We start from the raw sequence: 23,762 nt of genomic DNA, 5'->3' as shown, positions 1-23,762 counted from the left end.
TCAGTCCTCCCGGTCCCACTTGGGGGCGATGCCCTGGGCGTACTGGATCTCGTCGTTGCTGGTGCCGGCGGCGACCATGGGCCACACCATCGCGTCGCGCGACACCGTGAAGTCCACGACCACGGGCTGGTCGTCGATCTCGTTGGCGCGCTTGATCGTCGCGTCCACATCCGCATCGGACTCGCAGCGCAGGCCCACGCAGCCCATCGCCTCGGCGAGCTTGACGAAGTCGGGGACGCGGCGCGTGCCGTGGCCGGTGTGAAGGTCGGTGTTGGAGTAGCGGCCCTCGTAGAAGAGGGTCTGCCACTGGCGGACCATGCCCAGGCTCGAGTTGTTGATCAGCGCGACCTTGATGGGGATCTCGTTGATCGCGCAGGTGACGAGCTCCTGGTTGGTCATCTGGAAGCAGCCGTCGCCGTCGATCGCCCACACGGTCTGGTCGGGCTGGCCGACCTGGGCGCCCATCGCCGCGGGCACCGAGAAGCCCATGGTGCCGAGGCCGCCCGAGTTGATCCACGTGTTGGGGCGCTCGTACTTGATGAACTGGCTGGCCCACATCTGGTGCTGGCCCACGCCCGACGTGTAGATGGTCGACTCCGGGTCGTTGAGCTGACCCAGGCGCTGGATGACGTGCTGGGGACTGGACAGCCCGTCGTGCGTGGGCGTGTAGCCGAGCGCGTACGTGGTGCGCCAGTCGTCCAGCTGCGCCCACCAGGCCTCGAGGTCGGGCTTGCCGTAGCGCTGGTGCTCGTGCGCGAGGGCCGGCACCAGCGCGTCGAAGACCTCCTTGAGGTCGCCGACGATCGGCACGTCGACGGCGCGGTTCTTGCCGATCTCCGCGGGGTCGATGTCCGCGTGGACGATGGTCGCGTGCGGGGCGAAGCTGTCGAGGTTGCCGGTGACGCGGTCGTCGAAGCGGGCGCCGAGCGCGACGATGAGGTCGGCCTTCTGCAGCGCCGCCACCGCGGGCACGGTGCCGTGCATGCCGGGCATGCCCAGGTGCTGCGGGTGGCTGTCGGGCAGCGCGCCGCGGGCCATGAGCGTGGTGACCACCGCCGCGCCGGAGAGGTCGGTGAGCTTGCGCAGGCCTGCCGCCGCGCCGGCGCGGATGACGCCGCCGCCGACGTAGAGCACGGGGCGGCGGGCGGTCGCGAGCAGGCGTGCGGCCTCCTGCACCGTCTTCTGGTGCGGGCGCACGCCGGCGTTGAAGCCGGGCAGCTCGATGCGGCCGGGCCACTGGAACGTGGTCTTCGCCTGCTGCGCGGACTTCGCGATGTCGACGAGCACCGGGCCCGGACGGCCGTGGCTCGCGATGTAGAAGGCCTCCGCGATCGCCGCGGGGATCTCGGCCGGGTCCGTCACCAGCACGTTGTGCTTGGTGATGGGCGCCGTGATGCCGACGATGTCCGCCTCCTGGAAGGCGTCGGTGCCGATCATGGCGGCACCCACCTGGCCCGTGATGGCCACCATGGGGATCGAGTCCATGTTCGCGTCGGCGATCGGCGTGACGAGGTTGGTCGCGCCGGGGCCCGAGGTCGCGATGCAGACGCCCACCTTGCCGGTCGCGTGGGCGTAGCCCTGCGCGGCGTGGCCGGCGCCCTGCTCGTGGCGCACGAGGACGTGGCGCAGCTTGGACGAGTCCATGAGCGGGTCGTAGGTCGGGAGGATCGCGCCGCCGGGGATGCCGAAGACGTCGGTCGCGCCGGCGCACTCGAGCGAGCGGATGATCGCCTCCGCGCCGGTCATCTCGACGCCGTTGAGCGCGGGATCCGGGTTCGACTGCGGCGTGGGGCGGGCGAGCGTGGGAACGCTCGGCGCCTGGCGGGCGATGCGGGACGCGGGAACGCCCGGCTTGGCCTGGACCTGTGCCATCTTCTCTCCTGGTCGTCGGGTGGAGACGGATCCTTGCGTCCGCCTCGCATGAGAAAACCCCTCAGCCTGGCGGCTTCGGGGTCAGCGCGCGGACGAGTTCGGGGCTACCGGTCGCGGTCCGCGCGCCTGGTAACTCGTACAAGGATCGTCTGCATGGATGCGACTCTACGCCCGGGTTCGGGCGGGTGTCACCAGATGGACCACTAATCTCACATCGTGGTTCACCATCTTGAATCCTGAGACGCGCGGGGCCTTCCCCTCCCCTGACAGTACCCACGGATCCGGGCGCGACGCGCCGACGGGACCCGCGCATCGTCCCGCTCCTCGCGGCGCGTCGCCGAGAGATCCGTGCGGGCTGTCGGGGTGGGCGCCGCTCAGCGGCGCGTGACGACGAGGCTGCCGTCCAGCTCGAGGTCCCGGGTGAGGATCTGGCCGGCGGACATCACGAGGACGTCGCCCGAGGGCGACCACGTGGGCGCCGAGTGCGCCCAGCCCCGCTGCTTGTCCCCGACCTGGGCCGCGCCCTCGTCGGACACGAGCACCATCCGGGACGCGTTGCTCTCGCCGGGCTTCCGCCACTTGTTCACGGACACGAGCACGCCCGAGCCGTCCGCGGTGAACGACGCTCCCCAGATCCACTCCCCGGTGTCCAAGGGGACCTCGAGCACGGTGGCGGTCGCGCTTGCCACGTCGACGAGGACCAACCCCGTGTCATGGCTCCCGACGAAGCGCTTCACCATCACGGTGGAGCCGTCGGGCGACCACACGATGGTGCTCGCGAACGATGTGCCGAGCGTCGCCACCTCGCGGTCGCTCGACCCGTCCGTCGACGCGACGCGCAGCGTGCGGAGGCCGTCGTCGTCGCGGTCGAGGTAGGCGATCCGGGTGTGGTCGGGAGACGCTGCGAGCCCCGCTCGGTACAGCAGCTCGCCGTTGCCCAGCCCCGAGCCGGCGCCGAGGCCGACCTGCTCGTCGCTGCCCGGAAGCGCCCGCATGAGGCGGGCGGGGCCGGACTCCTCGCCGGACCGGTACAGCAGGCCGCCGTCCGGCGCGAAGACGGGAGACGCACCGGGTGCGATCCACGACACCTCGCCGTCCGAGACTCCGATCACCGCGATCCAGTGCGCGCGCACGCGCCGCTCGTCGTCGTTGGAGACGGCGTCGCTCCGGGACGACAGCGCGAGGCAGGACCCGTCCGTGGACCACGCGAGCGCCTGCGGCTCGCGGTAGTAGAGCTCCGTGAGGACGGTGGCGTCTCCGGAGGCCGGGTCGACGATCTCGACGAGGAGCGCGTCGTCGACGACCCGTGCGGTGGCGAGCCGGGTGCCCGAGGGATCCCAGGCGAACGCGGCGTCGTCGTCGGACACGAGGGCGGCGACCGTGTCCATGGTGGCCGTGTCGAACAGCCGCACGGTGGACCTGCCCTCGCCGGACTCCTCCATGGCAAGCCTGGTCCCGTCCGCGGAGAACGCCGGATCCAGGAACGCGGAGAGGTCCTGCGTCGGCCTGGGCTCCACGACCGTGGTGGTGGCGCCGCTAGCGGTCGGGAGCACCCCCTCGTGGCGCGCGACCGGGGTCACCGCCGCCGGCTCCGGCACGCAGGGCTCGGCGGCGGGCATCGTCAGGTCATCGTCCCCCATCGGGACGAACGCATCCTCGTCCTCGGTCGGGTCGGCGCTTGCGCTGACCGAGGGCGACGGGGAAGGCGTCGGCGACTCCGCCGCCGCCACGACCACGTCGGGGTCGCCCGCCTGGGCTGTCACCGACGCGCTCGGCGTCGGGCCGGACGATGCGCCGACGGCGGCCACCGCATCGTCCCGCCGCGCGGTGGTCGTCGCGATGAGGCCGACCGAGACCGCGATCACCGTCACCGCCGCAGCCGCGGGGATCCACACGCGGGGATTCCTCAGGACGGCTCCCCAGCCCGACGTCGCACCGCTCTCCGGTGTCGCCTGCGTCTCGTCCATGCCAACCTCTCTCTGCGCCCGACGCTCGCGTCAGGCGGTCCACTCCATCAGGTAGAGCGCCTGTGCGCCGCTGCCCGGGCCCGCAAGCATCTGAATCGCGAGGGTGCCGTCCGGCGAGACGATCGGCAGGGCCGCGTCGAGCCACCCGTCCCCGACGTCGACGCCCCGCGCCGTCTCGAAGGTCGGGTCGGCGATCACGGAGCCGAACTCGACCTGCCCGCACAGCGGCGACCGGAGAGCGATTCCGTCGCCCGCCACGACCGCGGTCCACGACCGCCGCTCGACGGTGGTGCGCGTGACAGGGTCGAGCACCCTCGTGCCGTAGTGGCCATGACCGCCGGCCAGCACCTGACCACCGTCGGTCCAGGTCATCCGGTAGAGCACGTTGGCCACCCGATCCATCACCACCGTGCCGTCGGCGTCCGCGACCACCACCGTCGTCCAGTGGTCTGACTCGGGAGACACGCCCACGGCCGCGACGTACGCCCCGTCCTGGGACCATGCCGGCGTGAGCACATCCCAGTAGCCCAGCAGGTAGCCGTCGTAGGGGTCCCCCTGGGTGATGCGGGTGCGAACCTCGGACGCGCGGTCGACGAGGATCGATCCCGTGCTGTCGAAGGCCGCGATCGTCGCGCCGTCCGGCGACCACGCGGGCCATCCGCCGGACCCGAGGTCCGTGCGGGCACCCGACGCGAGGTCGACGACGACGAGGCGTGTGCCCTCGGCGCTCATGCGAACGACCGCGTCGGTATCCGAGAGGCCGACGGCGAGCTCGCCCGTGGCGGGTGAGATGTCGTAGCCGTTGATGCGGTTCGCTCGGAGCAGCTCGGTGGACTCGCCGGTCTCCGGGTCGGCGCTGTAGAGGGCATGACGCCCGTCGACCTTGCCGACGAACAGCAGCGCGGAGCCGTCGGGCGCCCATCGCACCGGGCTCAGGCTCTCGTACGGCTGGCCGTCGCGGGTCACCTTGACCTTGCGGCCCGAGGTGTCGACGATGACCACCCCGAACTTCCAGCCCGTCAGCGCCGCGTGCGCGGAATCGGGCGCCCAGAGGATCTCGTCGACGTTGTTGTTCTTGGCCGCGGACGGCCCGACGAGCGTGTGCGTGGCGTCGCTCGCCGCAGGCGTGGATCCGCCGTGCGCCTTGACCTTGGCGCGCGTCGCCACGTCCTCGGTGTCCTGCGCGCGCGCCTGGCACCGCGAGCTGCCGTTGAGGATCGTCACCGTCGAGAAGTCGATCTCCGGTTCCGCCCCGTCCGCCGGCTCCGCGGCGCCGTCGGCCACCTCCGCGGACGGCGACGGCTCCGGGCCCACGCTCGCGGACGGTGACACGGACGGCGACGGGGAAGGCGTCGGCGACTCCGCCGCCGCCACGACCACGTCGGGGTCGCCCACCGAGGCCGTCGCCGACGCGCTCGGGGTGGGGCCGGACGATGCGCCGACGGCCGCCACCGCATCGTCCCGCCGCGCGGTGGCCGTCACGATGAGGCCGACCGAGACCGCGATCACCGTCACCGCCGCAGCCGCGGGGATCCACACCTTGGGCGCCTTGAGCGCCGTGAGCCACCCCGCTCGGTCGTCGGTCATCGGTACCCCCCGGTTGATCGGAATCGTCCTGCCTGGCAACTTAGCGACACGGGGTGACGGTTATGCATCCTCCCGGTCTCGTGTCGATAACGATGCCGGTCGAGGATCGGTTGGGTGCGCGGGGACGGTCATCGGTCCGGATGGTCGAAGGTCTGCAGGATGCGACCGGTACCCACATCCCAGCTGCCCACGGCGGCGCCGCTGCCCAGGTCGTACATCGCGACGTCACCGTCCGTCGGGCAGGTCACGATGAGACGGTCGCCGGACGTCCGCGTCTCGCTCGACAGCCCCCGGTCGTCGCTCGGGCAGACGCCCTCGATGGTCGCCACGGGCGAGCCGTCGAGCCCGTACAGCGCCACCTCCCACCCCCCGTCGACCAGAGAGGTGACGATGTGCCGCTGGCTCGCGCGATGGAAGTACCCCTCCGTGGACCGGTAGTGGACGTCGGCGTAGATCGAGGCGTCCACCTCGGTGATCGACCCGTCACGAAGGTCGTACCGGAAGAGCGCCTCCGCGCCGGGCCCCGACTCGGGCCGTCGGGCGAAGAAGAACGTGTCGTCGTCGATCCAGCCGACGAAGCTGTAGCGGGTCGCCGGGTGGGCGAACTCGGCGAGCAGCTCGCTCCGCGCGACGTCGTCGACGTCGACCAGCCACGCCCTCGTGCGGGACGAGTCGTCGGCGAAGGCGAAGCAGACGATGCGGCCTCCGTCGACGCGCGAGTACAGGAACGACATGTCCCGCGGCTCCCATCCGGCCGCGAAGAACCCTCGCGGCAGGTCGCTGCAGGCGCCCGCCCCGCCTGGTGCGGCGGTCGCGACGACGTTGGCGAGGCCCTCGCCGCCCCAGGCGTACACGAGCGCCTCTCCGGGAGCGAACGGCGCGGCGAGCTCCCACGGAACCGTGTCGATGGACCCCGCCAGAGCCCCGGTCTCGACGCTCACGAGGTCGATGTCGTAGAAGGCGTGCTCAGAGCCCGGGTGCACCGTGGTCCCCGTCCACAGGTTCGCGCCGTCCCAGGCCAGCGGGAGGCCGCTCCCGAGCTCGTCAAGCGTCCGCGCGGCGTACCAGTCGCCGTCCGGAGAGACGAGCGAGAGGCTTCCGTCGTACGCCGGGAGCACGGCGGGATCCCAGGGGTCGATCTGGTCTGCGAACAGCGTCTGCTGGTCGACGTCGTCGTGAAGCGCGACGACGAACCAGCCGGGACCCACCTCGCCCCACGGGATCGCCTCCGCGGACAGCTGTGGCACGGGAGCGTACCCAGGCACGATCTGCGCCTCAGGCAGGTCGGGATCCGCCGAGGGCTCGGCGCTCGGCGAGGCTGAGGCCGTCGGCCCGGGTACGGCACTGGCGCTCGGCGAGGCGGAGCTCGTCGGCGCGGCGGGAGCGGGGGCGTCGGCTCGGGCGCCGAGCGCGAGCGCCCCGACGCCGCCGATCACGCCGACCGCGGCCACCGCGGCGCCCGCGGCGATCGCGGACCTCGTGCGACGACGGCGTCGCGCCACAGAGCCGAGCGCACCGATCGTGGTCGCGCTCGGCACGTCGGTGCCGGACGCGATGGCGCACTCGCGGTCCCTCATCATGTCCTCGAGGCTGGTCATCGCTGCCCCCTCACGGTGCCGACGGGCACCCGATCCGAGTCGTCCGGGCGCGCGTCCGTGCCACGGCGTGCGTTGAGCGCCGCGAGCCCGTCGGAGACGTAGCGCTTGACCGCCCCCTCCGACAGGCCGAGCGCGCCGGCGGTGTCGCGCACGCTGAGGTCGTCGAGGTACCGGAGGACCACGCACGCTCGGACGCGCGGCGGGAGCTCCATGAGCGCGAGGTCGAGATCCGGTCGCGGCTCGGGCAGGTGGTCCTCATGCGCCGCCGGCGTCTGAGCGGCAAGCCGCTTCACCGTCGCGTCGTGGCGCGTGCGCCGGCGCCCCCGGTCGATGAAGCGCGTCGCGATCGCACGCCTCACATACGCGTCCGCCGCGTTCAACGACGCGAACCGCCGGTGCTTGGCGAACACCGCGATCATCGCGTCGTGCACGAGGTCGGGCGCCTCGTCGGGCCCCGCCAGCATCGTCGCCAACGCCATGAGACGCCCGTACCTCTCGAGGCACAGCGCATCGAACATGGGTTGCGACGCCTTGGTCACCACGATCCGATCACCCCTCTCGCCTGAGGAACGCGAGAACCTCGTCGGAGGTTGGGTGGGGTCCCGTCATCGGGTCGTCGCGCGGGTCCGACCGGGCGGGTCGGATCGCAGGTCGCGCGGTTCAACGGCGCGTCAGCACCAGGCTGCCGGGGACCGTCTCGCCGTCGACGGTCGAGCGCGCGTGGCACGTCGCGAGCGTGTCGCCGTCGGGGGCCCACGTGGGCGCGCAGGACGCCCAGCCGGCGACGGGCCGCGTGAGGTCGACGGCGTCGCCGTCGCTCAGCAGCACCGGACGCGAGACGGGTGCGCCGTCCCGGGTCGAGTTCACCATCGCGACGACGCCGGAGCCGTCGGGCACGGGCGCGGCGTAGGTGATCCGCTCCGCGCGGGCCAGGCCGGGCGTGCGCACGCGGTCGACCTCGCCGGTCTCGATGTCGACGGTCCACAGCCGTGCCCGGCCGGAGGGCTGGCCCCCGGTGACGAGCAGCGAGGAGTCGTCCGGCATCCACTTCACGTAGCCCCACGAGGCCGCGTCGATGCGCGCCACCAGGCGGCTCCCGCGGGTGCCCGTGTCCGCGACGCGCACCTCGAGCGCGTCGCCCTCGACCACGTAGGCGACCGTGCCGCGATCGGAGCTCAGCCGCGTCGAGCCGGGGTCCGTGGGCAGGGCGGTGACGAGCGCGCGCTCGAGGCCGTCCGACGAGGCACGCCAGTACGCGAGGCGGCCGTTCGCCCGCGGGCCGAGGTACATGACGTCGCCGGTCGGCAGGAACCGCGGGTAGGCGCCCGTCCCGATCCAGGTGACCGCGCCGTCGGCGACGCGCACCACCGCGATCTCGTAGTCCTCGTAGCGAGGCTCGTCGGTCGCGGCGGAGAGGTCGTCCGTCACGGCGATCGCGACGCACGCGCCGTCGTCGGACCAGTTGAGACCCCCGGCGACCGCCGCCGGGAACTTCGCGAGGAAGGACACGGCGCCGCTGCGACCGTCGACGGTGACGAGCTCGAGGGTGCCGTCGTTCATGCGGCGCGCGACCGCGGCCGTGGTGCCGGCCGGGTCCCACTCCACGGGCGCCGACACCCAGTCGCTGCCGAGCGCGACCATCGAGGTCAGCGTGGGTGTGCTGAAGAGCTCGACGGTCGACGAGCCCTCGTGCCGCATCACCGTCGTGAGCCGCTTGCCGTCCGCGGAGAATGCCGGGGCGGCGTAGGTCACCGCGACGCCGGTCTGGCTGGGGTCGGAGGCCTCGGTCGAGGCGTCGACATCGGTCGGGAGCACCGACCGGCCGGCCTCCACCGTCGTGGTCGGCACCGACGACGGGGCGCACGCGTGCGCGGCCACCGCCTCGGCGCTCCCGGTGATCGCGGACGTGGCGAGGGCGGGGTCGTCCGCCTCGGCGCCGTCCGCGCGGTCCGCGGGCGCGGAGGACGCCGCGGCGTGGACGCCGGACTCGGGCGGGGCGGCCGCGACCGCGTCCGAGGACTCGACCTTCGACTGGGCGACGTCGAGCCCCAGGGCGACCGCGAGGGCGATCGCGCCGAGCGCCGCGGGGATCCAGAGCCGAGGCGACGCACGCCTGCGCCGCGCTTCGGGCCCGGGCGCCCCCTCGGTCATCGCTCCCCCAAGGCTGAGTCAACTGTCCCCGTAGATTAGCCGCAGTCGCGCGGCCTCCGGAACCACCCTGAAGCGATTCACAGGATGCCGCCGGGGGGATGTCCGGACTGCCCCATTTGGGGTGCGGTCGACGGGCCCGGAGGGGCCCTCAGGAGCCGCTGCCGCCGCATCGCGGCGAGGATCCGCGCATCGTCCCGACGCGCGAGCGCCCCGCCCGGCGGGACCGGACGGGGCGCTCGAAGGCGGTAGTGCCGCGAGGCTCAGCTGAGGACGGCGCCCCGCGAGGCCGAGCCGACGAGCTTCTGGTACTTGCCCAGCACGCCCTTGGTGAAGCGGGCGGGGATGGGCTCCCAGCCCTCCTGGCGGGCGGCGAGCTCCTCGTCGGAGACGTGCAGCTCGAGCGTGCCGTTGGCGACGTCGAGCGTGATCTTGTCGCCGTCGCGCACGAACGCGATGGGGCCGCCGTCGACGGCCTCCGGCGCGATGTGGCCCACGCACAGGCCCGTGGTGCCGCCGGAGAAGCGGCCGTCCGTGATGAGGAGGACGTCCTTGCCCAGGCCCGCGCCCTTGATGGCCGCCGTGATGGCGAGCATCTCGCGCATGCCGGGGCCGCCCTTGGGTCCCTCGTAGCGGATGACGACGCAGTCGCCGGCCTGGATGGTGCCGTCCTCGAGGGCGTCGAGCGCGGCCCGCTCGCGGTCGAAGACGCGGGCGGTGGCCTCGAAGACGTCGTCGTCGAAGCCGGCAGACTTCACCACGGCGCCCTCGGGCGCGAGCGAGCCCTTGAGGATCGTGATGCCGCCGGTCTTGTGGATCGGGTTGTTGAGCGCGCGGACCACGCGGCCGTCGATGGCGGCGGGCTTGAGCTCGTCCATGTTCTCGGCGAGCGTCTTGCCGGTGACGGTCATGACGTCGCCGTGCATGAGTCCCGCGTCGAGCAGCGTCTTCATCACCGCGGGCACGCCGCCCACGCGGTCGACGTCGTTCATGACGAACTGGCCGAACGGCTTGAGGTCGCCCAGGTGCGGCACCTTGGCCGCGACGCGGGCGAAGTCGTCGAGCGTGAGGTCGACCTCGGCCTCGTTCGCGATCGCGAGGAGGTGGAGGACGGCGTTGGTCGAGCCGCCGAAGGCCATGACGACGGCGATGGCGTTCTCGAACGCCTCCTTGGTCATGATGTCGCGCGCGGTGATGCCCAGGCGCAGCATGTTGACCACGGCCTCGCCCGACTTGTGGGCGTAGTAGTCGCGGCGACGGTCCGCGCTCGGCGGGGCGGCCGAGCCGGGCACCGACATGCCGAGGGCCTCGCCCACGGACGCCATCGTGTTGGCGGTGTACATGCCGCCGCACGCCCCCTCGCCGGGGCAGATCGCCTTCTCGATCGCGAGGCGGTCCTCCTCCGACATGAGGCCGCGAGCGCACGCGCCGACCGCCTCGAACGCGTCGATGATCGTGACGTCCTTCGACGTGCCGTCCGAGAGCGTCACGTGGCCCGGCATGATCGAGCCGGCGTAGAGGAACACGCTCGCGAGGTCGAGCCGCGCGGCGGCCATGAGCATGCCCGGCAGCGACTTGTCGCAGCCCGCGAGCAGCACCGAGCCGTCGAGGCGCTCCGCCATCATCACCGTCTCGACCGAGTCCGCGATGAGGTCGCGCGACACGAGCGAGAAGTGCATGCCCTCGTGACCCATCGAGATGCCGTCGGACACCGAGATGGTGCCGAACTCGAGCGGGTAGCCGCCGCCCGCGTGCACGCCGTTCTTCGACGAGGCGGCGAGGCGCTGGAGCGACAGGTTGCAGGGGGTGATCTCGTTCCACGAGGACGCGATGCCGATCTGCGGCTTCGCGAAGTCCTCGTCGCCGAGACCGACCGCGCGGAGCATGCCGCGGGATGCGGTCGCCTCCAGGCCATCGGTGACCTGGCGCGACCGGGGCTTGATGTCGGGGGTCTGCGTCATGAGGCCGAGTCTAGGACGATGCGGTGGGACGCGATGCCCGCATCGTGGACACCCTCGCCGGAGCGCGAGCGCACCCCGCCCGTTTGGGGCAGGAGAAGGGACGATGCGCGGCGCGCTCGGGCGCCAAGGTTCACCGAGGATTCACCGCCCGATGCCCGTTTCGTCACCTTCCCGCCGATACGTTGAATTCGGCCGGGCGCACACGGGAAGGATCCCGCGCGACGCGCTCGCCGACCCGTTCCACGCACGACCCCCGCGGCCGGGGCTCGGCCGCGCCCGAGCCATGGAGGTCTCCGTGTCACCTGTCACCCGCCCGCTCGCCCGCCGCGGCCTCGCCGCCGGCGCCGCCGTCGCGCTCGGCGCCGTCGTCGCCGCACCCGCCTACGCCGCCGTCGTCGACACCCCGATCACCCTGTCCGCGGACGATGCGGCGCTCGCCCTCACGCCGATCGGCTCGTACGAGACCGGCGTGTTCGACGAGTCCGCGGCGGAGATCGTCGCCTACCACCCGAAGAGCAAGCTGCTCTACAGCGTCGACGCGAACGCGGGCGCGGTGAACGTGCTCAAGGTCTCCGACGCACGGGCGCCGAGGCTCAAGGACACGCTCACCGTCGCGGGCATCGTGGACGCGCAGGGCGACACGATCCCCGAGGGGTCCGAGGCGAACTCGGTGGCGGTGCGCGAGGACGGACTCGTGGTCGTGGCCGTCGAGTCGGCGACCAAGACCGACGACGGCTGGCTCGCGTTCTTCGACACCAAGGGGCGGACGCTGGGCGCGGTGCGCGTGGGCGCCCAGCCCGACATGGTCGCCCTCACGCCGGACGGCGGCACGGCCGTCACGGCGAACGAGGGTGAGCCGAACGACGCCTACGACGTCGACCCCGAGGGATCGATCTCGGTGGTGACGCTGCCCGCCACCGTCGCGGCGCCCGCACAGTCGGCGGTCGCGACCGCCGACTTCCACGCCTTCGAGGACGGCAGCCTGCCGGACGGCGTGCGCGTGTTCATGGGCATCGACGGCATCGACCACCCTGTGTCCCGCAACCTCGAGCCCGAGTACGTGACCATCGACGCCGCATCGTCCACCGCGTACGTCTCCGTGCAGGAGGCGAACGCGATCGCCGTGGTCGATCTCGCCACCGCGACGGTGGCGGACCTGCTGCCCCTCGGCGCCAAGGACCACTCCCTCGCGGGCAGCGGCATCGATCCGTCCAACCGGGACGACGCGATCGCCATCCAGCAGGTCCCCGTCCAGGGCTTCTACATGCCGGACGCGATCGCCTCGTACACCGTGGGCGGCGAGACCTTCCTGGTGACCGCCAACGAGGGCGACAGCCGCGACGACTTCGGCGACGTCGAGGAGGGCGTGCGGATCAAGGACCTCGGCGACGAGGACGAGTCCCTCGCGCCGCTGTGCGAGGGCGTGCTCACGGACGAGCAGCTCGAGGACGAGGTGCTCGGGCGCCTCAAGGTGTCGCGGGCGTCGGGGCTGAGCGAGGACGGGACCTGCTACGAGGAGCTGTACTCGTTCGGCGCCCGCTCGTTCTCGATCTGGACCACGGCCGGCGAGCTGGTTTTCGACTCGGGCGACGACTTCGAGCAGATCACCGCGGCCGCGATCCCGACCTTCTTCAACTCGACCAACGACGAGAGCGCGTTCGACGACCGCTCGGACGACAAGGGCCCCGAGCCCGAGGGCGTCGCGATCGGCGAGGTCGACGGCGCCACCTACGCGTTCATCGGCCTCGAGCGGGTCGGCGGCATCATGGTCTACGACATCACGGACCCGCAGGACGCCACGTTCGTGACCTACGTCAACAACCGCGACTTCGCGGCCGACCCCGAGTCCGCGGCGGCCGGCGACCTCGGCCCCGAGGGCCTCGCGTTCGTCCCCGCGGAGGACTCCCGCACCAAGCAGCCGATGCTGATCGTCGGCAACGAGGTGTCGGGCACGACGACGCTGTTCGACATCGCCTCGGTGGAGTAGGCGCGCCGACGGGAGCCCGGCGGCCGGACGGCCGCCGGGCTCTCGCGCGCTCGGCTCCGGCGCACCCGGCGCCAGCGCGGAGCATCTCCCACATAGGTGACCGACGCTCCCGCTATTTATGCACGAGGCGTCACGTCCTGGTGCTTCGTGCATAAATAGCGGGAGCACACGCCACACACACCGGAACCCCCTTGACGTTGACGCGACGTCAACTTCTACCGTGGTCGACATGGACCTCGACATCGCCGCCGTCGCCCGCCTCACGGGCGCGACGAGCCGCACGCTGCGCCACTACGACGCGATCGGGCTGCTGTCCCCCGCGTGGACCGGCCACGACGGCCGCCGCCACTACGGCGAGGCCGAGCTGCTGCGGCTCCAGCACATCCTGGTGCTGCGCGAGCTCGACGTGCCGCTCGAGACCATCGCGAGCATCGTCGACACCGACGACCCCGCGCTCACCGCCGCGCTCATGCGGGACCACCACGTCGCGCTGCTCGCCCGGCGCGACCGCTTCGCCGCACTCGCCGAGACGGTCGAGCGCACCATCACCCGCCTCGAGAAGGGACTCCCCATGACCAGCGACGACATGTTCGACGGCTTCGACCAGAGCCGCTACGAGCCCGAGGCGCGCGAGCGCTGGGGGGACGATTCGGTGGCCCGGTCGAACGACGCGTGGAAGGGCCTCTCGCCCGACGCGCAGCGCGCGCACCTGGCCGAGCACGAGGCGGTGGCCGGGGCGCTCGCACGCCTCGCCGCCGCTGACGCGGACCCTGCCGGCGAGGAGGTGCAATCGCTCGTCGCCCGTCATCACGCCTGGGTCTCGCTGTTCTGGACACCCGGCCGCGAGGCCTACGTGGGGCTCGGCCGCATGTACGTCGACGACCCGCGCTTCCGCGCGACGTATGACAAGCACGGCGACGGCACGGCGGAGCTGCTGCGCGACGCGATCGCGGTCTTCGCGGAGGGCCTGCCCGACTGAACGCCGGGAATACCGGGGGCACCAGGGGCGTTGGCACGCGCAACCGCCATGGGAGGCGGCCGCTGTGCCACCGCCCCGATCCGTAGTCCAGGAAGGTCCCCCATGCCGGTCATCGGTCTCCTGATGGGCAATCTGCCCCAGGCACGCACCACCCGTCTCCTGTCGTCGCTCCTGCACGCCGCCGCGCCGTCGGGCACGAGGCTCGTCGAGCTCAGCCCCGCGGACCTGCCGCTCCACGCGCCGTACACCGATGCGCCGCTGCCGAGCGCGGGCCTCGCGTGGAAGCGCCAGCTCGACGCCGTCGACGGGTTGCTCGTCATCACGCCGACCCATGAGCGCTCGATCCCCGGCACGCTCAAGCACGCCCTCGACTGGGCGTCCGCCTCCCCGACCTCGCTCGAGGACAAGCCCGTCGTGATCGCCGGCGCCGCCGCGCCGCGCTCCGGCAGCTTCATGGCGCTCGTGCACCTCCGCACCGTGCTCGCGGATGCGGGCGCGCTCGTCATGGGACAGCCCGAGCGCACCCTCACCGTCCAGTCCACCGACTTCAGCGCGCACGGCCACTGCCACAGCGCCGAGCTCGACGCGCAGGCCCACGCACTCCTCGGCGCCGCGGCCGGCTACGTCGCGCACGTCGCGCGCGCGGGCGGGTCCGGCCCCCTGCCGACCGTCCCGACGGACCCGATCCGCGCGATCCGCGCGGCGCGCTCGACCGCTCCCGCCAGCCCGGCCGTCGGCATCCCCGCCTTCGTCGACCGGGTCGCGACCGCCGACCCCCTCGTCGAGACGCGCGACCCGCTGCACGCCGCGATGCGCACGGACTCGACCACCGGGGCACCCGCGGCCTGAGCGCGGGGCGACGCCCGCATCGTCCGCCACGACTCCCCTGCGTCATCTCCCGCACCACTTGGTTGATGCGTCACCTTCTGGAATAGTTGACGTGTCATCGTCGTTGCGATGGCCGTCCGACGACGGCGTCGGCGCTCCCCACCATCCCCCGAACAGGAGACCGTCATGACCCGCATCGGCTACATCGCCGGCTCGCTCTCGAGCACGTCCATCAACCGCCAGCTCGGCCGCGCGCTCGCGGCGCTCGCTCCCGAGGGCGTCGAGCTCGTCGAGCTCGACTTCTCGGCGCTCCCCCTCTACACGCCGGACCACGACGCCAACTACCCGGCGGCCGCGCTCGAGTGGAAGACGGCGATCGAGGGCGTCGACGGCGTCATCATCCTCACGCCCGAGTACAGCCGCTCGCTGCCGGGCGTCCTCAAGAACGCGCTCGACTGGGCCGCCCGCCCGTGGGGCACCAACTCGTTCAACGGCAAGCCGGTCGCGATCGCCGGCTCGTCCGTGGGCGCCATCGGCACCGCCGTCGCGCAGCAGCACCTGCGCGCGATCCTCGGCCACTTCAACGCCCCGACACTCGGCCAGCCCGAGGTCTTCTTGACACACTCAAACGTGTTCGCCGCAGACGGCACACTGCTCGAGACCGCGAAGCCGGTCCTCGAGGGCTTCCTCGCGGCCGCGATCGCGCACGTCGAGAAGCACGCGCCGGTCGCCGTCGCGTAGTTCCTGCATTCAGGCCGTGGGCCCCGTCCGGCTATCGCCGGACGGGGCCTTGCACTGCTCGCGCCGACGATCGCATCGCTTCGCCTCGCGCCGCAGCGCGCTTGCCGCGGGGACGATGGTCCCGAGACTGCTTGACATCTGTTCCTTACCGTGGACAGGTACCCAAGCACCGGCGACGGAGCCGGATCCCATACCCCGAAAGGACGGGTCCACCATGAACCACCAGGAGCACTACGACGACGTGATGTGCGGCATCGGCGCACTCGGCGAGCACATCCCCGGCACCATCAAGAGCTTCTTCTCGCTCCACCACGCGGCCCTCGCGGACGGTGCGCTGCCGAAGTCGACCAAGGAGCTCCTGGCGCTCGCGATCGCGATCTCGGTGCGCTGCGGCGGCTGCATCACCTGCCACGTCAAGGATGCTCTCGCGTCCGGCGCGACCCCCGAGCAGATCTACGAGACCATCGGCGTCGCGATCCTCATGGGCGGCGGCCCCTCGGCCGTCTACGGCAACGAGGCCCGCAAGGCCGTCGAGGCCTTCGCCGGCGTTCCGGCCTAAGCACCACCTTCACGAAGGCGGGGATCCCTCCGGTCCCCGCCTTCGTCGCGCCTGCGCAGATTCTCCGACGAGGACTTCATCTGCGCACGCGCCGACGCTCGGTCAGCCCGAGGTCTTCCTCCAGCACACCGCGGTGTTCTCCGCCGACGGCGAGCTGATCGACTCCGCGCGCCCCGTGCTCGAGGGCTTCCTCGCGGCCGCGATCGCGCACGTCGAGAAGCACGCGCCGGTCGCCGTCGCGTAGCCGCTCGCTCAACCCCGAGGGCCCCGTCCGACGTCACGCCGGGCGGGGCTTCGCTACGTCCGGGACGGCCGCCGCGCCCCCTGCCCGGGCGAGTCGCACCGCTCCTCCACCCATCTTTCGAGGCACGATGCTCGCAGCGGCGCGCGATCCTCGCCGGCGCGGAAGGGGTGGGGATGCCCGGTCGTCGCAGGGCGAGCATCGTGGCCACGGTGCTCGCGGTCGTCGCGCTCGCCGGCTGCACCGACGCCGGCGGCCTCGAGATCACCAACGAGACCGATGCGCGGATCGAGGTGAACGTCGACGACGACGTCACCTACGTCGAGGCCAACGGCGGGATCATCTACCTCGACCTCGGCTGCACCGACGGCGACGTGGTCGTCACGCTGGAGGACGGCACGGTCCTCACCGTCGGGGGCCCCGTCTGCCCGCCCGACCGCATCGTGGTGCGCAAGGGCGGAGCCGAGCTCGTCACTCCCGAACCGGAGACGTGAGCCGCCGCCCGCCGGAATCCCGCGGCGGGCTCGCCGCGTTGGAGGTGGCATGACTGCGGTGTGGTGGATCCGGCGCGACGCGCGCCTCGCGGACAACCCGGCGCTGCTCGCGGCGCAAGAGGAGGGGCCGGCGGCGGCGGTCTTCGCGTGGAGCCGCGGCGTCCACCTGTGGTCGGGACGCCGGCGCGCCCACCTCGCGCGGGTGCTGTGGAGCCTGCGCGCGGACACCGGCGGCGCCGTCGGGGTGCGGCGCGGCGATGCCGCCGACGTGATCCTCGCCGTCGCGCGGGAGCACGATGCGCGGGTGGTGCTCGCGGCGCGCGAGGCCTCGCCCGCGGGGATCCGGGCGCAAGACGCCGTCGCGGCGGCGCTCGAGGCGGACGGCCGCGAGCTGCGGCTGGTCGGCACCCCGTACGCCGTGGCACCGGGACGCGTGGTGAAGTCCGACGGCACGGAGTACAAGGTCTTCACCCCCTTCTCGCACGCGTGGCGCGGGCACGGCTGGCGGGGACCCGCCGACCATGCGGACCCGGGAGGCTTCGCGCGCGTCGGCTCCGACGTCGACCTCGACCAGGAGGCGGCCCACGGCGACGCCGACGACCTCCTCGCCGAGCAGCACGAGTTCCGCGAGGAGCGCGTGCTCGAGACCTGGGCCGACTACGTCGACGGCGACCTCGCCCGCTACGCCACGGAGCGCGACCGCCCGGACCTCGACTCGACCTCGCACCTGTCGGTGCCGCTCGCGTACGGCCAGATCCACCCGCGCACCGTCTTGGCGGCGACGGTGGCAGTGCGCGGCGAGGCGGCCCGGAAGCTCGAGTCGGAGCTCGCGTGGCGCGAGTTCCACGCGGACGTGCTCTTCCGGCATCCGCGCGCGCAGCACGAGTCCCTCACACCGGCCCTGCCCGAGGACGCGTGGGCCGCGGGCGCCGAGGCGGACGAGGCGTACATGGCGTGGCGGGACGGCCGCACGGGCTTCCCGCTCGTCGACGCGGGCATGCGCCAGCTCGCCGCCACGGGCACGATGCACAACCGCGTCCGCATGGTCGTCGCCAGCTTCCTCGTCAAGGACCTGCACCTGCCGTGGCAGCGCGGCGCCTCCTACTTCCGGCGCGCGCTGCTCGACTACGACCACGCGCAGAACCAGCTCAACTGGCAGTGGGTGGCAGGCACCGGCCGGGACGCGGCGCCGTTCTTCCGGATCTTCAACCCCGCGTCGCAGGCCGACCGCTACGACCCGGACCGCCGCTACGTCCAGCGCTGGGTCGCCGAGGTCGACACCCCCGCCTACCCCGCGCCGATGGTCGACCATGCCGCCGAGCGGGCCGTAGCACTCGCCGACCTCAAGCGCGGCAAGGCGGCCCGCGCATCGTCCTGACGTAACAGAGTTATTTCCCGGCCGTCACGTGCCCGACACACGCCGGCCGTAGCGTGGAGCCCGCCAGCGAGGGCGCCCCCGGGCGCACGGCCCCGGCCGCCGCCCTCCCTAGCGGCGCCGGGAAGGAGCTGCCATGACACCCGCACCCCCCGAGTACCTCGGCTACGTGGGACACCCCGAGCTGCCGCACGGCTACTACCCGTATCTCGGCCGCCGCCCCGGCGAGCGCAGGGACTGGCTCGCGGACGCCTCGGTGGCCGCCGGGGCCGCCCTGCTCTTCCCCGCCGCGATCGTGCTCGGCCACCTCGCCCTGCGCGCCGTCCGCGCGGGCGACGCGCGGGCCGAGAGCCGCGCGCGGCTGGGACTCACGCTCGGCTACGGCGTCGCCGCGGCCGCCAACGTCGTCTACCTCGTGCTCGCCGCGAGGCATGCGATGACGCCTTCAGCACCCTCCACCTGACCGACCGACGGCGCCGGGCCGGGATCGCCGCCGAGGGGCGATCCCACCCCGCCGCCATGTCCGATCACCGCGAGCGCGAGCACGCCCGCATGCGTCACACTCGTGGGCATGTGGGACGACGAGACGCGCTACGCGGTGATCCGCGGCAAGGACGCGCGCTACGACGGGCAGTTCGTCACGGCCGTCCGCACCACGGGCATCTACTGCCGGCCGTCGTGCCCCGCGCGCACCCCCGCGCGGGCGAACGTCACGTTCTACCCGAGTGCCGCGGCGGCGCAGCGGGCGGGCTTCCGCTCGTGCCGGCGCTGCTTCCCGGACGATGCGCCGGGCTCGCCCCGCTGGAAGGTGGGCGAGGACGTCGCGAGCCGCGCGGTGCGGCTCATCGACGACGGCGTGGTCGAGCGCGAGGGCGTCGCGGGCCTCGCCCGCCGGCTGGGCTACACCGAGCGGCACGTCTCCCGGGTGCTCGTCGACGAGCTGGGCGCGAGCCCGCAGGCGCTCGCCATCGCGCACCGGCTCCACCACGCGCGCACGCTGCTCGAGACGACCGCGCTGCCGGTCGCCGACGTCGCATACGCCGCAGGATTCGGCTCGGTGCGGCAGTTCAACGACGCCGCGCGGACCGCGTGGGCGCTCACGCCGAGCGAGGTGCGGCGCCGCGCGGGCGGGACGGCCTCCGCGGGCCCGACGACCCTCGAGCTGCGGCTGCGCCACCGGGCGCCCGCCGCCGCGGGTCGCACCCTCGCGTTCGTCGGCGCGCGGGCCGTCGAGGGCGCCGAGACCTGGGACGGCCGCACGTACGCGCGGACGATGCGCCTGCCGCACGGCGGTGGCACGGTCGCGCTCGAGGCAGCCGAGGGACACGTGCGGGCGCGGCTCGCCCTGGCGGACGTGCGCGACCTGGGCGCCGCGGTCGCGCGGTGCCGGCGCCTGCTCGACCTCGACGCGGACCCGGCGGCGGTGGACGAGGCGCTCGCCGCATCCTCCCTCCTCGCGCCGCTCGTCGCGGCCGTGCCAGGACTGCGCGTGCCGGGCGCGGTGGACCCGTTCGAGATGGTGGTGCGGGCGATCGTCGGCCAGCAGGTGAGCGTCGCCGGGGCGCGGCGGACGCTCGGCACCATGGTCGAGCGCTTCGGAGGAGTGCTGAGCGTCCCGGGAGAGGCGTCGGGCGCCGATCCCGGAGTACCAAGCGTCCCGGCCGGGGTGGGGCGCGTGTTCCCCTCCCCCGAGGCGCTCGCGGACGTCGACCCGGCGATCGGCCTCGTGCCGCAGGCGCGCTGGCGGGCGATCTCCGCGGCGGCGCGCGCGATCCTCGACGGGTCGCTGGACCTCGGGCCCGGCGCGGATCGCGCCCAGGCACGTGCGGCGCTGCTCGCGATCCCCGGCATCGGCCCGTGGACCGCGGAGTACGTGGCGTTGCGGGCGCTCGGCGACCCGGACGCGTTCCCGGCGGGCGACCTCGTGCTGCAGAAGGCGGCCGGGCTCGACGCCCGCGCCCTCGCGGCCTCCGCCGAGGCCTGGCGGCCCTGGCGGGCCTACGCGGCCATGCACCTGTGGACCGCGGTGACGGAAGGACGGATCCCATGACCACGCTCACGCGACGCGACGTCGCCACCCCGCTGGGCCCGCTCACGCTGGTCGCCGCCGACGGCGCCCTGCGCGGGGCCTACTTCGCCGACCACCGGCGCCGGCCCGAGCTCGACGCGCTCGAGGCGCCCGCGGCGGACGACGCGCTCGACCGCGCGGAGGCCGCCTTCGCGGCCTACTTCTCGGGCGAGGCCGCCGACGTGCCGGTCGACGCGGTCGCCCCGGGCACGGACTTCCAGCGCGAGGTGTGGGAGGCGCTGCGCGAGATCCCCGCGGGCGAGACCCGCACGTACGCGCAGGTCGCGGCCCGCATCGGGCGGCCGACCGCGACGCGCGCCGTCGCCGCGGCCATCGGGCGCAACCCGCTCACGGTCGCCGTGCCGTGCCACCGGGTGGTCGGCGCGGACGGGTCGCTCACCGGCTACGCGGGCGGCATCGAGCGCAAGCGGTGGCTGCTCGCGCACGAGCGGGGCTAGCCTCGAGGGATGGCGGACAACGAGGTCGACGCCTGGATGGCGTCCTACGACAACCCGATGAAGGACGTGGTCGAGCGGGTGCGCCGCATCGTGCTCGACGCGGACCCGCGCATGGGCGAGTGCATCAAATGGCAGGCGCCCACGTTCACGTACCGCGGCAACCTCGCGAGCTTCTTCCCGCGCTCGCGCCAGCACGCGACGCTGATGTTCCACAAGGGCGCGCTCATCCCCGGCGAGCACCCGCACCTCACGGGCGACGGCAAGGAGGCGCGGACCATGACCTTCGCGTCCGTCGACGAGGCGGAGGAGCGGCGCGAGGAACTCGCGTCGATCGTGGCCGCGTGGATCGCGCTCAAGGACGGCGACTGACGGATTCGCCCGGTTGGTCACGAAATGGTCACAACCGCCGCGCATCGGCGCCGACCTGTGCCTAGCCTGGCGGGGTGAGGCGCCCGCGGGTTCGACGGCCCGCGAGGGGCGCCACAGCTGAGGGGCGGTGCCTTCCCCGCGGAAGGGGGGCTTACGCGGGGAAGGCGCCCATCATCACGAAGTTGACCGGGTCGTCGCCGTGCCGTCGCGCCTCCACCTGCGCGCGCACGAGGTCCGTGTAGCGCCGGTTGGTGAGGTGCTCGACGCCGGCGACGTGCGGCACGATGATGCAGTTCGGCGCCGACCACAGCGCGTGACCCTCGGGCAGCGGCTCCGGGTCCGTGACGTCGAGCGCGGCGCGCAGGCGGCCGGTCGCGAGCTCCGCGAGCAGCGCATCGGTGTCGACCACCTTGCCGCGACCCACGTTGACGATCAGCGCATCGTCCCGCATCGCGGCGAGGAAGCCCGCGTCGACGAGCTTGTCCGTGTCCTCGCTGTGGGGGGTGACCACGATGACGAGGTCCTGGTGCGGGAGCAGGCTGAGGAGGTCGTCCGCGGCGTGGACGACGGTGCCGTCCGGCGCGATGCGCGCAGTGCGGGCGACGCCCTCTACCTGCACCTCGCACGCGCGCAGGCGGGCGGCGATCGCCGCACCGATGGAGCCGTAGCCCACGATCAGCGCGCGGGAGTCCGCGAGCGACGGTGCTTGGAAGTCCTGCTCCCACACGCCGCGGCGCTGCGCGTCGAGGAACTGCGGGAGGCGGCGCTGCGAGGCGAGCGCGAGGGCGAGCGTCATCTCCGCGACGCGGGTGTCGTGGACCCCGCGGGCGTTCGCGAGGGACACGCCCGGCGGGACGAACGGGACCGCATGCTCGTACCCGGCGGACGCGATCTGGATCACCTTGAGATCGGGGCAGTCCGCGAGGCGCCCGTAGAGGCGGCGGCCGCCCGTGAAGTGCGCGAGGCACGCGATGGTGATGCGCTCGCGCTCCTCTTCCGGCGGGTCGGACTCGGCGGGATCCCACACGATGACGCGGGCGTCGGGGCCGACGTCGCCGAGCGCGTCGGCGACGGCCTGGGAGGGCACGGAGACGGTGATCATGCCGCCAGTCTGCCAGGGACGGCGAAGTGCGCGGGCCGCGCGCCGGTCGCGCGTCGGCCGCACGTCGGCGAGGCGCGCGCTCGGGTCAGAGCGCGACGAGCGGGACGCCGGCCGGGTCCTGGAGGAGGGCCGCGAAGGCCCGCTCGGCCGCGCCGATGAGCAGGCGGTTCCCGCCGAGCGCGGTGCGGGCGATCGCGACGTCCTCCGCCTCGGGACGGAAGGCGAGCTCCGCCACCCGGGCGTCGACGAGGCCGCGGCGGACGTCGTAGAGCGCGCCGAGGTAGCCGCCGAGGAGCACGAGGTCGGGGTCGAAGGCGCACTCGAGGTTGGCGATCGCGGCCGCGAGGGTCGCCGCGAGCACGTCGAGCGCGGCGTCGTCGTGGGCGGCGGCGTCGAGCCGCTCCGCGTTGAGCTCGGTCTCGAGGCACCCGAAGCGGCCGCACGAGCAGCGATCGCCGTCGGAGCGGATCATCATGTGGCCGAACTCGCCGCCGTAGCCGCGGCCGCCGCGCAGCATGCGGCCGCCCACGAGGGCAGCGCCGCCGATGCCGGACGCCGAGCCGTTGAGGTACACCACGGTGTCGACGCCGCGCGCCGCGCCGAAGCTCCACTCGGCGCGCAGGCCCATGTTCGCGTCGTTGCCGACCACGACCGGCAGCGTGAGCGCCTCCGCGAGCAGCTCCCGGAAGTCGACGCCGCGCCAGCCGAGGTGGGGCGCGTCCACGACCGTGGCGCTGTCGACGGCGACCAGGCCGGGGACGGCCGCGGCGGCGCCGACGACCCGCAGGCCCGCGAGCTCGTCGGCGATCTCCCGCGCGGCCTCCCACGCGAAGGCCGCGGCGTCCTGCGGGGTGGGCGGCGCGTCGACCGAGGCGCGGCGGCGCGCGAGGACCGTGCCGTCGATCGCGACGGCGCCGAGCTCGATCGCGTCGACGTCGGGGTGCAGCGCGAGCGCGGCGACGTCTCGGCGGGGGCGGACGATGAGGCTCGGACGCCCCACGGCGCCGGTCTCCGCCGCGGCGTCCTCGACGACGAGGCCGAGCTGCGCGAGCTCGGTGACGAGCCCGCCGATGGTCGAGCGGTTGAGACCCGTGTCGCGCGTCAGCTGCGCGCGGGTGAGCGGTCCGCCGTAGTGGACGGCTGTGAGCAGGGACGACAGGTTGTGCCGTCGCGTGTTGTCGTTGCGGCTGCCGCGCGCCACCGACGTGTGCGCCGGCACCGCCGCGCTTGCCAGATCGTCGCCCATCGCTCCTCCTCCGTGCCCGCAAGTATGCCCGTCCCGCCGCCCCGACCGGGACGCGCCGCGCATGCGGCCGGGGCGCCCGGCGCTCGGTTCCGGGACGCCTCGAGACCGGGCCCGGGGCGCCCTGCACGCGGCTCGAGGCACCCCGGCACCCCGCGGGACGGCCGCCGCTCGGCCGCGGCCCG

At 73.5% G+C, this 23,762-nt stretch carries 20 protein-coding genes; 11 read left to right on the top strand and 9 right to left on the bottom strand.

The features are described from left to right. The 7 genes from AOM07_RS07830 to ilvD all read right to left on the bottom strand — a co-directional run bounded on the left by AOM07_RS07830 (position 1) and on the right by ilvD (position 11,133). Positions 1 to 1,872: an acetolactate synthase large subunit gene (locus tag AOM07_RS07830; protein WP_062312506.1), complete on the bottom strand. Its 1,872-nt coding sequence runs from the start codon at positions 1,870 to 1,872 to the stop codon at positions 1 to 3. A gap of 374 nt (positions 1,873 to 2,246) precedes the next feature. Then, positions 2,247 to 3,839, bottom strand: a complete 1,593-nt coding sequence (locus tag AOM07_RS07825; protein WP_156171863.1) for a WD40 repeat domain-containing protein — start codon at positions 3,837 to 3,839, stop codon at positions 2,247 to 2,249. Between the two features lie 30 nt (positions 3,840 to 3,869). Further along, positions 3,870 to 5,426 (bottom strand): TolB family protein, encoded by a 1,557-nt coding sequence (locus tag AOM07_RS07820; RefSeq protein ID WP_062312503.1) that lies wholly within the window; start codon positions 5,424 to 5,426, stop codon positions 3,870 to 3,872. Positions 5,427 to 5,554: 128 nt separating this feature from the next. Then, a complete protein-coding gene (locus tag AOM07_RS07815; RefSeq protein WP_062312501.1) occupies positions 5,555 to 7,024 on the bottom strand; it encodes a hypothetical protein in 1,470 nt (489 codons plus the stop codon). Then, the gene (locus AOM07_RS07810) at positions 7,021 to 7,542 is read right to left on the bottom strand and encodes a sigma-70 family RNA polymerase sigma factor (protein ID WP_062312499.1); all 522 of its coding nucleotides are present in this window, start codon (positions 7,540 to 7,542) and stop codon (positions 7,021 to 7,023) included. The genes AOM07_RS07815 and AOM07_RS07810 overlap by 4 nt, the downstream gene beginning before the upstream one ends. A 142-nt stretch (positions 7,543 to 7,684) precedes the next feature. Further along, positions 7,685 to 9,175: a hypothetical protein gene (locus tag AOM07_RS07805; protein WP_062312498.1), complete on the bottom strand. Its 1,491-nt coding sequence runs from the start codon at positions 9,173 to 9,175 to the stop codon at positions 7,685 to 7,687. Positions 9,176 to 9,435: 260 nt separating this feature from the next. Further along, positions 9,436 to 11,133, bottom strand: coding sequence for a dihydroxy-acid dehydratase (gene ilvD, locus AOM07_RS07800; RefSeq protein WP_062312496.1), 1,698 nt, complete (start codon positions 11,131 to 11,133; stop codon positions 9,436 to 9,438). Positions 11,134 to 11,428: 295 nt separating this feature from the next. Between ilvD and AOM07_RS07795 the strand changes: the two genes are divergently transcribed. The 11 genes from AOM07_RS07795 (at position 11,429) to AOM07_RS07745 (ending at position 21,232) form a co-directional block, all read left to right on the top strand. After that, complete coding sequence (locus AOM07_RS07795; RefSeq protein WP_084830195.1) at positions 11,429 to 13,120, top strand: choice-of-anchor I family protein; 1,692 nt, start codon at positions 11,429 to 11,431, stop codon at positions 13,118 to 13,120. 229 nt (positions 13,121 to 13,349) lie between these two features. Next, positions 13,350 to 14,099 (top strand): MerR family transcriptional regulator, encoded by a 750-nt coding sequence (locus AOM07_RS07790; RefSeq protein ID WP_169748141.1) that lies wholly within the window; start codon positions 13,350 to 13,352, stop codon positions 14,097 to 14,099. 102 nt (positions 14,100 to 14,201) lie between these two features. Further along, on the top strand, positions 14,202 to 14,948 hold the full coding sequence (locus tag AOM07_RS07785) for an NADPH-dependent FMN reductase (RefSeq protein ID WP_062312490.1): 747 nt from the start codon (positions 14,202 to 14,204) through the stop codon (positions 14,946 to 14,948). A gap of 165 nt (positions 14,949 to 15,113) precedes the next feature. Next, the gene (locus AOM07_RS07780) at positions 15,114 to 15,668 is read left to right on the top strand and encodes an NADPH-dependent FMN reductase (protein ID WP_062312488.1); all 555 of its coding nucleotides are present in this window, start codon (positions 15,114 to 15,116) and stop codon (positions 15,666 to 15,668) included. A 214-nt stretch (positions 15,669 to 15,882) separates the two neighbouring features. Further along, complete coding sequence (locus tag AOM07_RS07775; protein WP_062312486.1) at positions 15,883 to 16,227, top strand: carboxymuconolactone decarboxylase family protein; 345 nt, start codon at positions 15,883 to 15,885, stop codon at positions 16,225 to 16,227. 417 nt (positions 16,228 to 16,644) lie between these two features. Continuing rightward, on the top strand, positions 16,645 to 16,962 hold the full coding sequence (locus AOM07_RS07770; RefSeq protein ID WP_156171861.1) for a hypothetical protein: 318 nt from the start codon (positions 16,645 to 16,647) through the stop codon (positions 16,960 to 16,962). A gap of 49 nt (positions 16,963 to 17,011) precedes the next feature. Beyond that, entirely contained in the window at positions 17,012 to 18,340 is a 1,329-nt protein-coding gene (locus tag AOM07_RS07765) for a cryptochrome/photolyase family protein (RefSeq protein ID WP_062312483.1), read from the top strand. A gap of 133 nt (positions 18,341 to 18,473) precedes the next feature. Next, positions 18,474 to 18,800 (top strand): hypothetical protein, encoded by a 327-nt coding sequence (locus AOM07_RS07760; RefSeq protein ID WP_062312481.1) that lies wholly within the window; start codon positions 18,474 to 18,476, stop codon positions 18,798 to 18,800. A gap of 108 nt (positions 18,801 to 18,908) precedes the next feature. Then, a complete protein-coding gene (locus tag AOM07_RS07755) occupies positions 18,909 to 20,387 on the top strand; it encodes a DNA-3-methyladenine glycosylase 2 family protein (protein ID WP_156171860.1) in 1,479 nt (492 codons plus the stop codon). Continuing rightward, a complete protein-coding gene (locus tag AOM07_RS07750) occupies positions 20,384 to 20,863 on the top strand; it encodes a methylated-DNA--[protein]-cysteine S-methyltransferase (RefSeq protein ID WP_062312477.1) in 480 nt (159 codons plus the stop codon). Before AOM07_RS07755 ends, AOM07_RS07750 begins: the two co-directional genes overlap by 4 nt. Before the next feature lie 9 nt (positions 20,864 to 20,872). Further along, the gene (locus tag AOM07_RS07745; RefSeq protein WP_062312475.1) at positions 20,873 to 21,232 is read left to right on the top strand and encodes a DUF1801 domain-containing protein; all 360 of its coding nucleotides are present in this window, start codon (positions 20,873 to 20,875) and stop codon (positions 21,230 to 21,232) included. 151 nt (positions 21,233 to 21,383) lie between these two features. On the opposite strand, the gene AOM07_RS07740 is transcribed toward AOM07_RS07745, so the two are convergent. Together AOM07_RS07740 and AOM07_RS07735 are read right to left on the bottom strand one after the other, a co-directional pair. Next, positions 21,384 to 22,334, bottom strand: coding sequence for a 2-hydroxyacid dehydrogenase (locus AOM07_RS07740; RefSeq protein ID WP_062312473.1), 951 nt, complete (start codon positions 22,332 to 22,334; stop codon positions 21,384 to 21,386). 85 nt (positions 22,335 to 22,419) lie between these two features. Then, complete coding sequence (locus tag AOM07_RS07735) at positions 22,420 to 23,580, bottom strand: ROK family protein (protein ID WP_062312471.1); 1,161 nt, start codon at positions 23,578 to 23,580, stop codon at positions 22,420 to 22,422. Positions 23,581 to 23,762 lie beyond the last annotated feature (182 nt).

Origin of the sequence: Demequina rhizosphaerae, from assembly GCF_000971255.1 — a bacterium.
Lineage (GTDB): Bacteria > Actinomycetota > Actinomycetes > Actinomycetales > Demequinaceae > Demequina > Demequina rhizosphaerae.
Note: the sequence above shows the minus strand (reverse complement) of the source record. Positions and strands in the feature narration are given on the sequence as shown.

Excerpts from the sequence above, each read along its gene's own strand:
- AOM07_RS07750 (WP_062312477.1), top strand. The coding sequence starts at position 20,384 with ATGACCACGCTCACGCGACGCGACGTCGCCACCCCGCTGGGCCCGCTC.
- AOM07_RS07735 (WP_062312471.1), bottom strand. The coding sequence starts at position 23,580 with ATGGGCGACGATCTGGCAAGCGCGGCGGTGCCGGCGCACACGTCGGTG.
- AOM07_RS07780 (WP_062312488.1), top strand. The coding sequence starts at position 15,114 with ATGACCCGCATCGGCTACATCGCCGGCTCGCTCTCGAGCACGTCCATC.
- AOM07_RS07760 (WP_062312481.1), top strand. The coding sequence starts at position 18,474 with ATGACACCCGCACCCCCCGAGTACCTCGGCTACGTGGGACACCCCGAG.
- AOM07_RS07745 (WP_062312475.1), top strand. The coding sequence starts at position 20,873 with ATGGCGGACAACGAGGTCGACGCCTGGATGGCGTCCTACGACAACCCG.
- AOM07_RS07805 (WP_062312498.1), bottom strand. The coding sequence starts at position 9,175 with ATGACCGAGGGGGCGCCCGGGCCCGAAGCGCGGCGCAGGCGTGCGTCG.
- AOM07_RS07770 (WP_156171861.1), top strand. The coding sequence starts at position 16,645 with ATGCCCGGTCGTCGCAGGGCGAGCATCGTGGCCACGGTGCTCGCGGTC.
- AOM07_RS07825 (WP_156171863.1), bottom strand. The coding sequence starts at position 3,839 with ATGGACGAGACGCAGGCGACACCGGAGAGCGGTGCGACGTCGGGCTGG.
- AOM07_RS07785 (WP_062312490.1), top strand. The coding sequence starts at position 14,202 with ATGCCGGTCATCGGTCTCCTGATGGGCAATCTGCCCCAGGCACGCACC.
- AOM07_RS07790 (WP_169748141.1), top strand. The coding sequence starts at position 13,350 with ATGGACCTCGACATCGCCGCCGTCGCCCGCCTCACGGGCGCGACGAGC.
- AOM07_RS07810 (WP_062312499.1), bottom strand. The coding sequence starts at position 7,542 with ATGTTCGATGCGCTGTGCCTCGAGAGGTACGGGCGTCTCATGGCGTTG.
- AOM07_RS07775 (WP_062312486.1), top strand. The coding sequence starts at position 15,883 with ATGAACCACCAGGAGCACTACGACGACGTGATGTGCGGCATCGGCGCA.
- AOM07_RS07755 (WP_156171860.1), top strand. The coding sequence starts at position 18,909 with ATGTGGGACGACGAGACGCGCTACGCGGTGATCCGCGGCAAGGACGCG.
- AOM07_RS07820 (WP_062312503.1), bottom strand. The coding sequence starts at position 5,426 with ATGACCGACGACCGAGCGGGGTGGCTCACGGCGCTCAAGGCGCCCAAG.
- AOM07_RS07765 (WP_062312483.1), top strand. The coding sequence starts at position 17,012 with ATGACTGCGGTGTGGTGGATCCGGCGCGACGCGCGCCTCGCGGACAAC.
- AOM07_RS07830 (WP_062312506.1), bottom strand. The coding sequence starts at position 1,872 with ATGGCACAGGTCCAGGCCAAGCCGGGCGTTCCCGCGTCCCGCATCGCC.
- ilvD (WP_062312496.1), bottom strand. The coding sequence starts at position 11,133 with ATGACGCAGACCCCCGACATCAAGCCCCGGTCGCGCCAGGTCACCGAT.
- AOM07_RS07740 (WP_062312473.1), bottom strand. The coding sequence starts at position 22,334 with ATGATCACCGTCTCCGTGCCCTCCCAGGCCGTCGCCGACGCGCTCGGC.
- AOM07_RS07815 (WP_062312501.1), bottom strand. The coding sequence starts at position 7,024 with ATGACCAGCCTCGAGGACATGATGAGGGACCGCGAGTGCGCCATCGCG.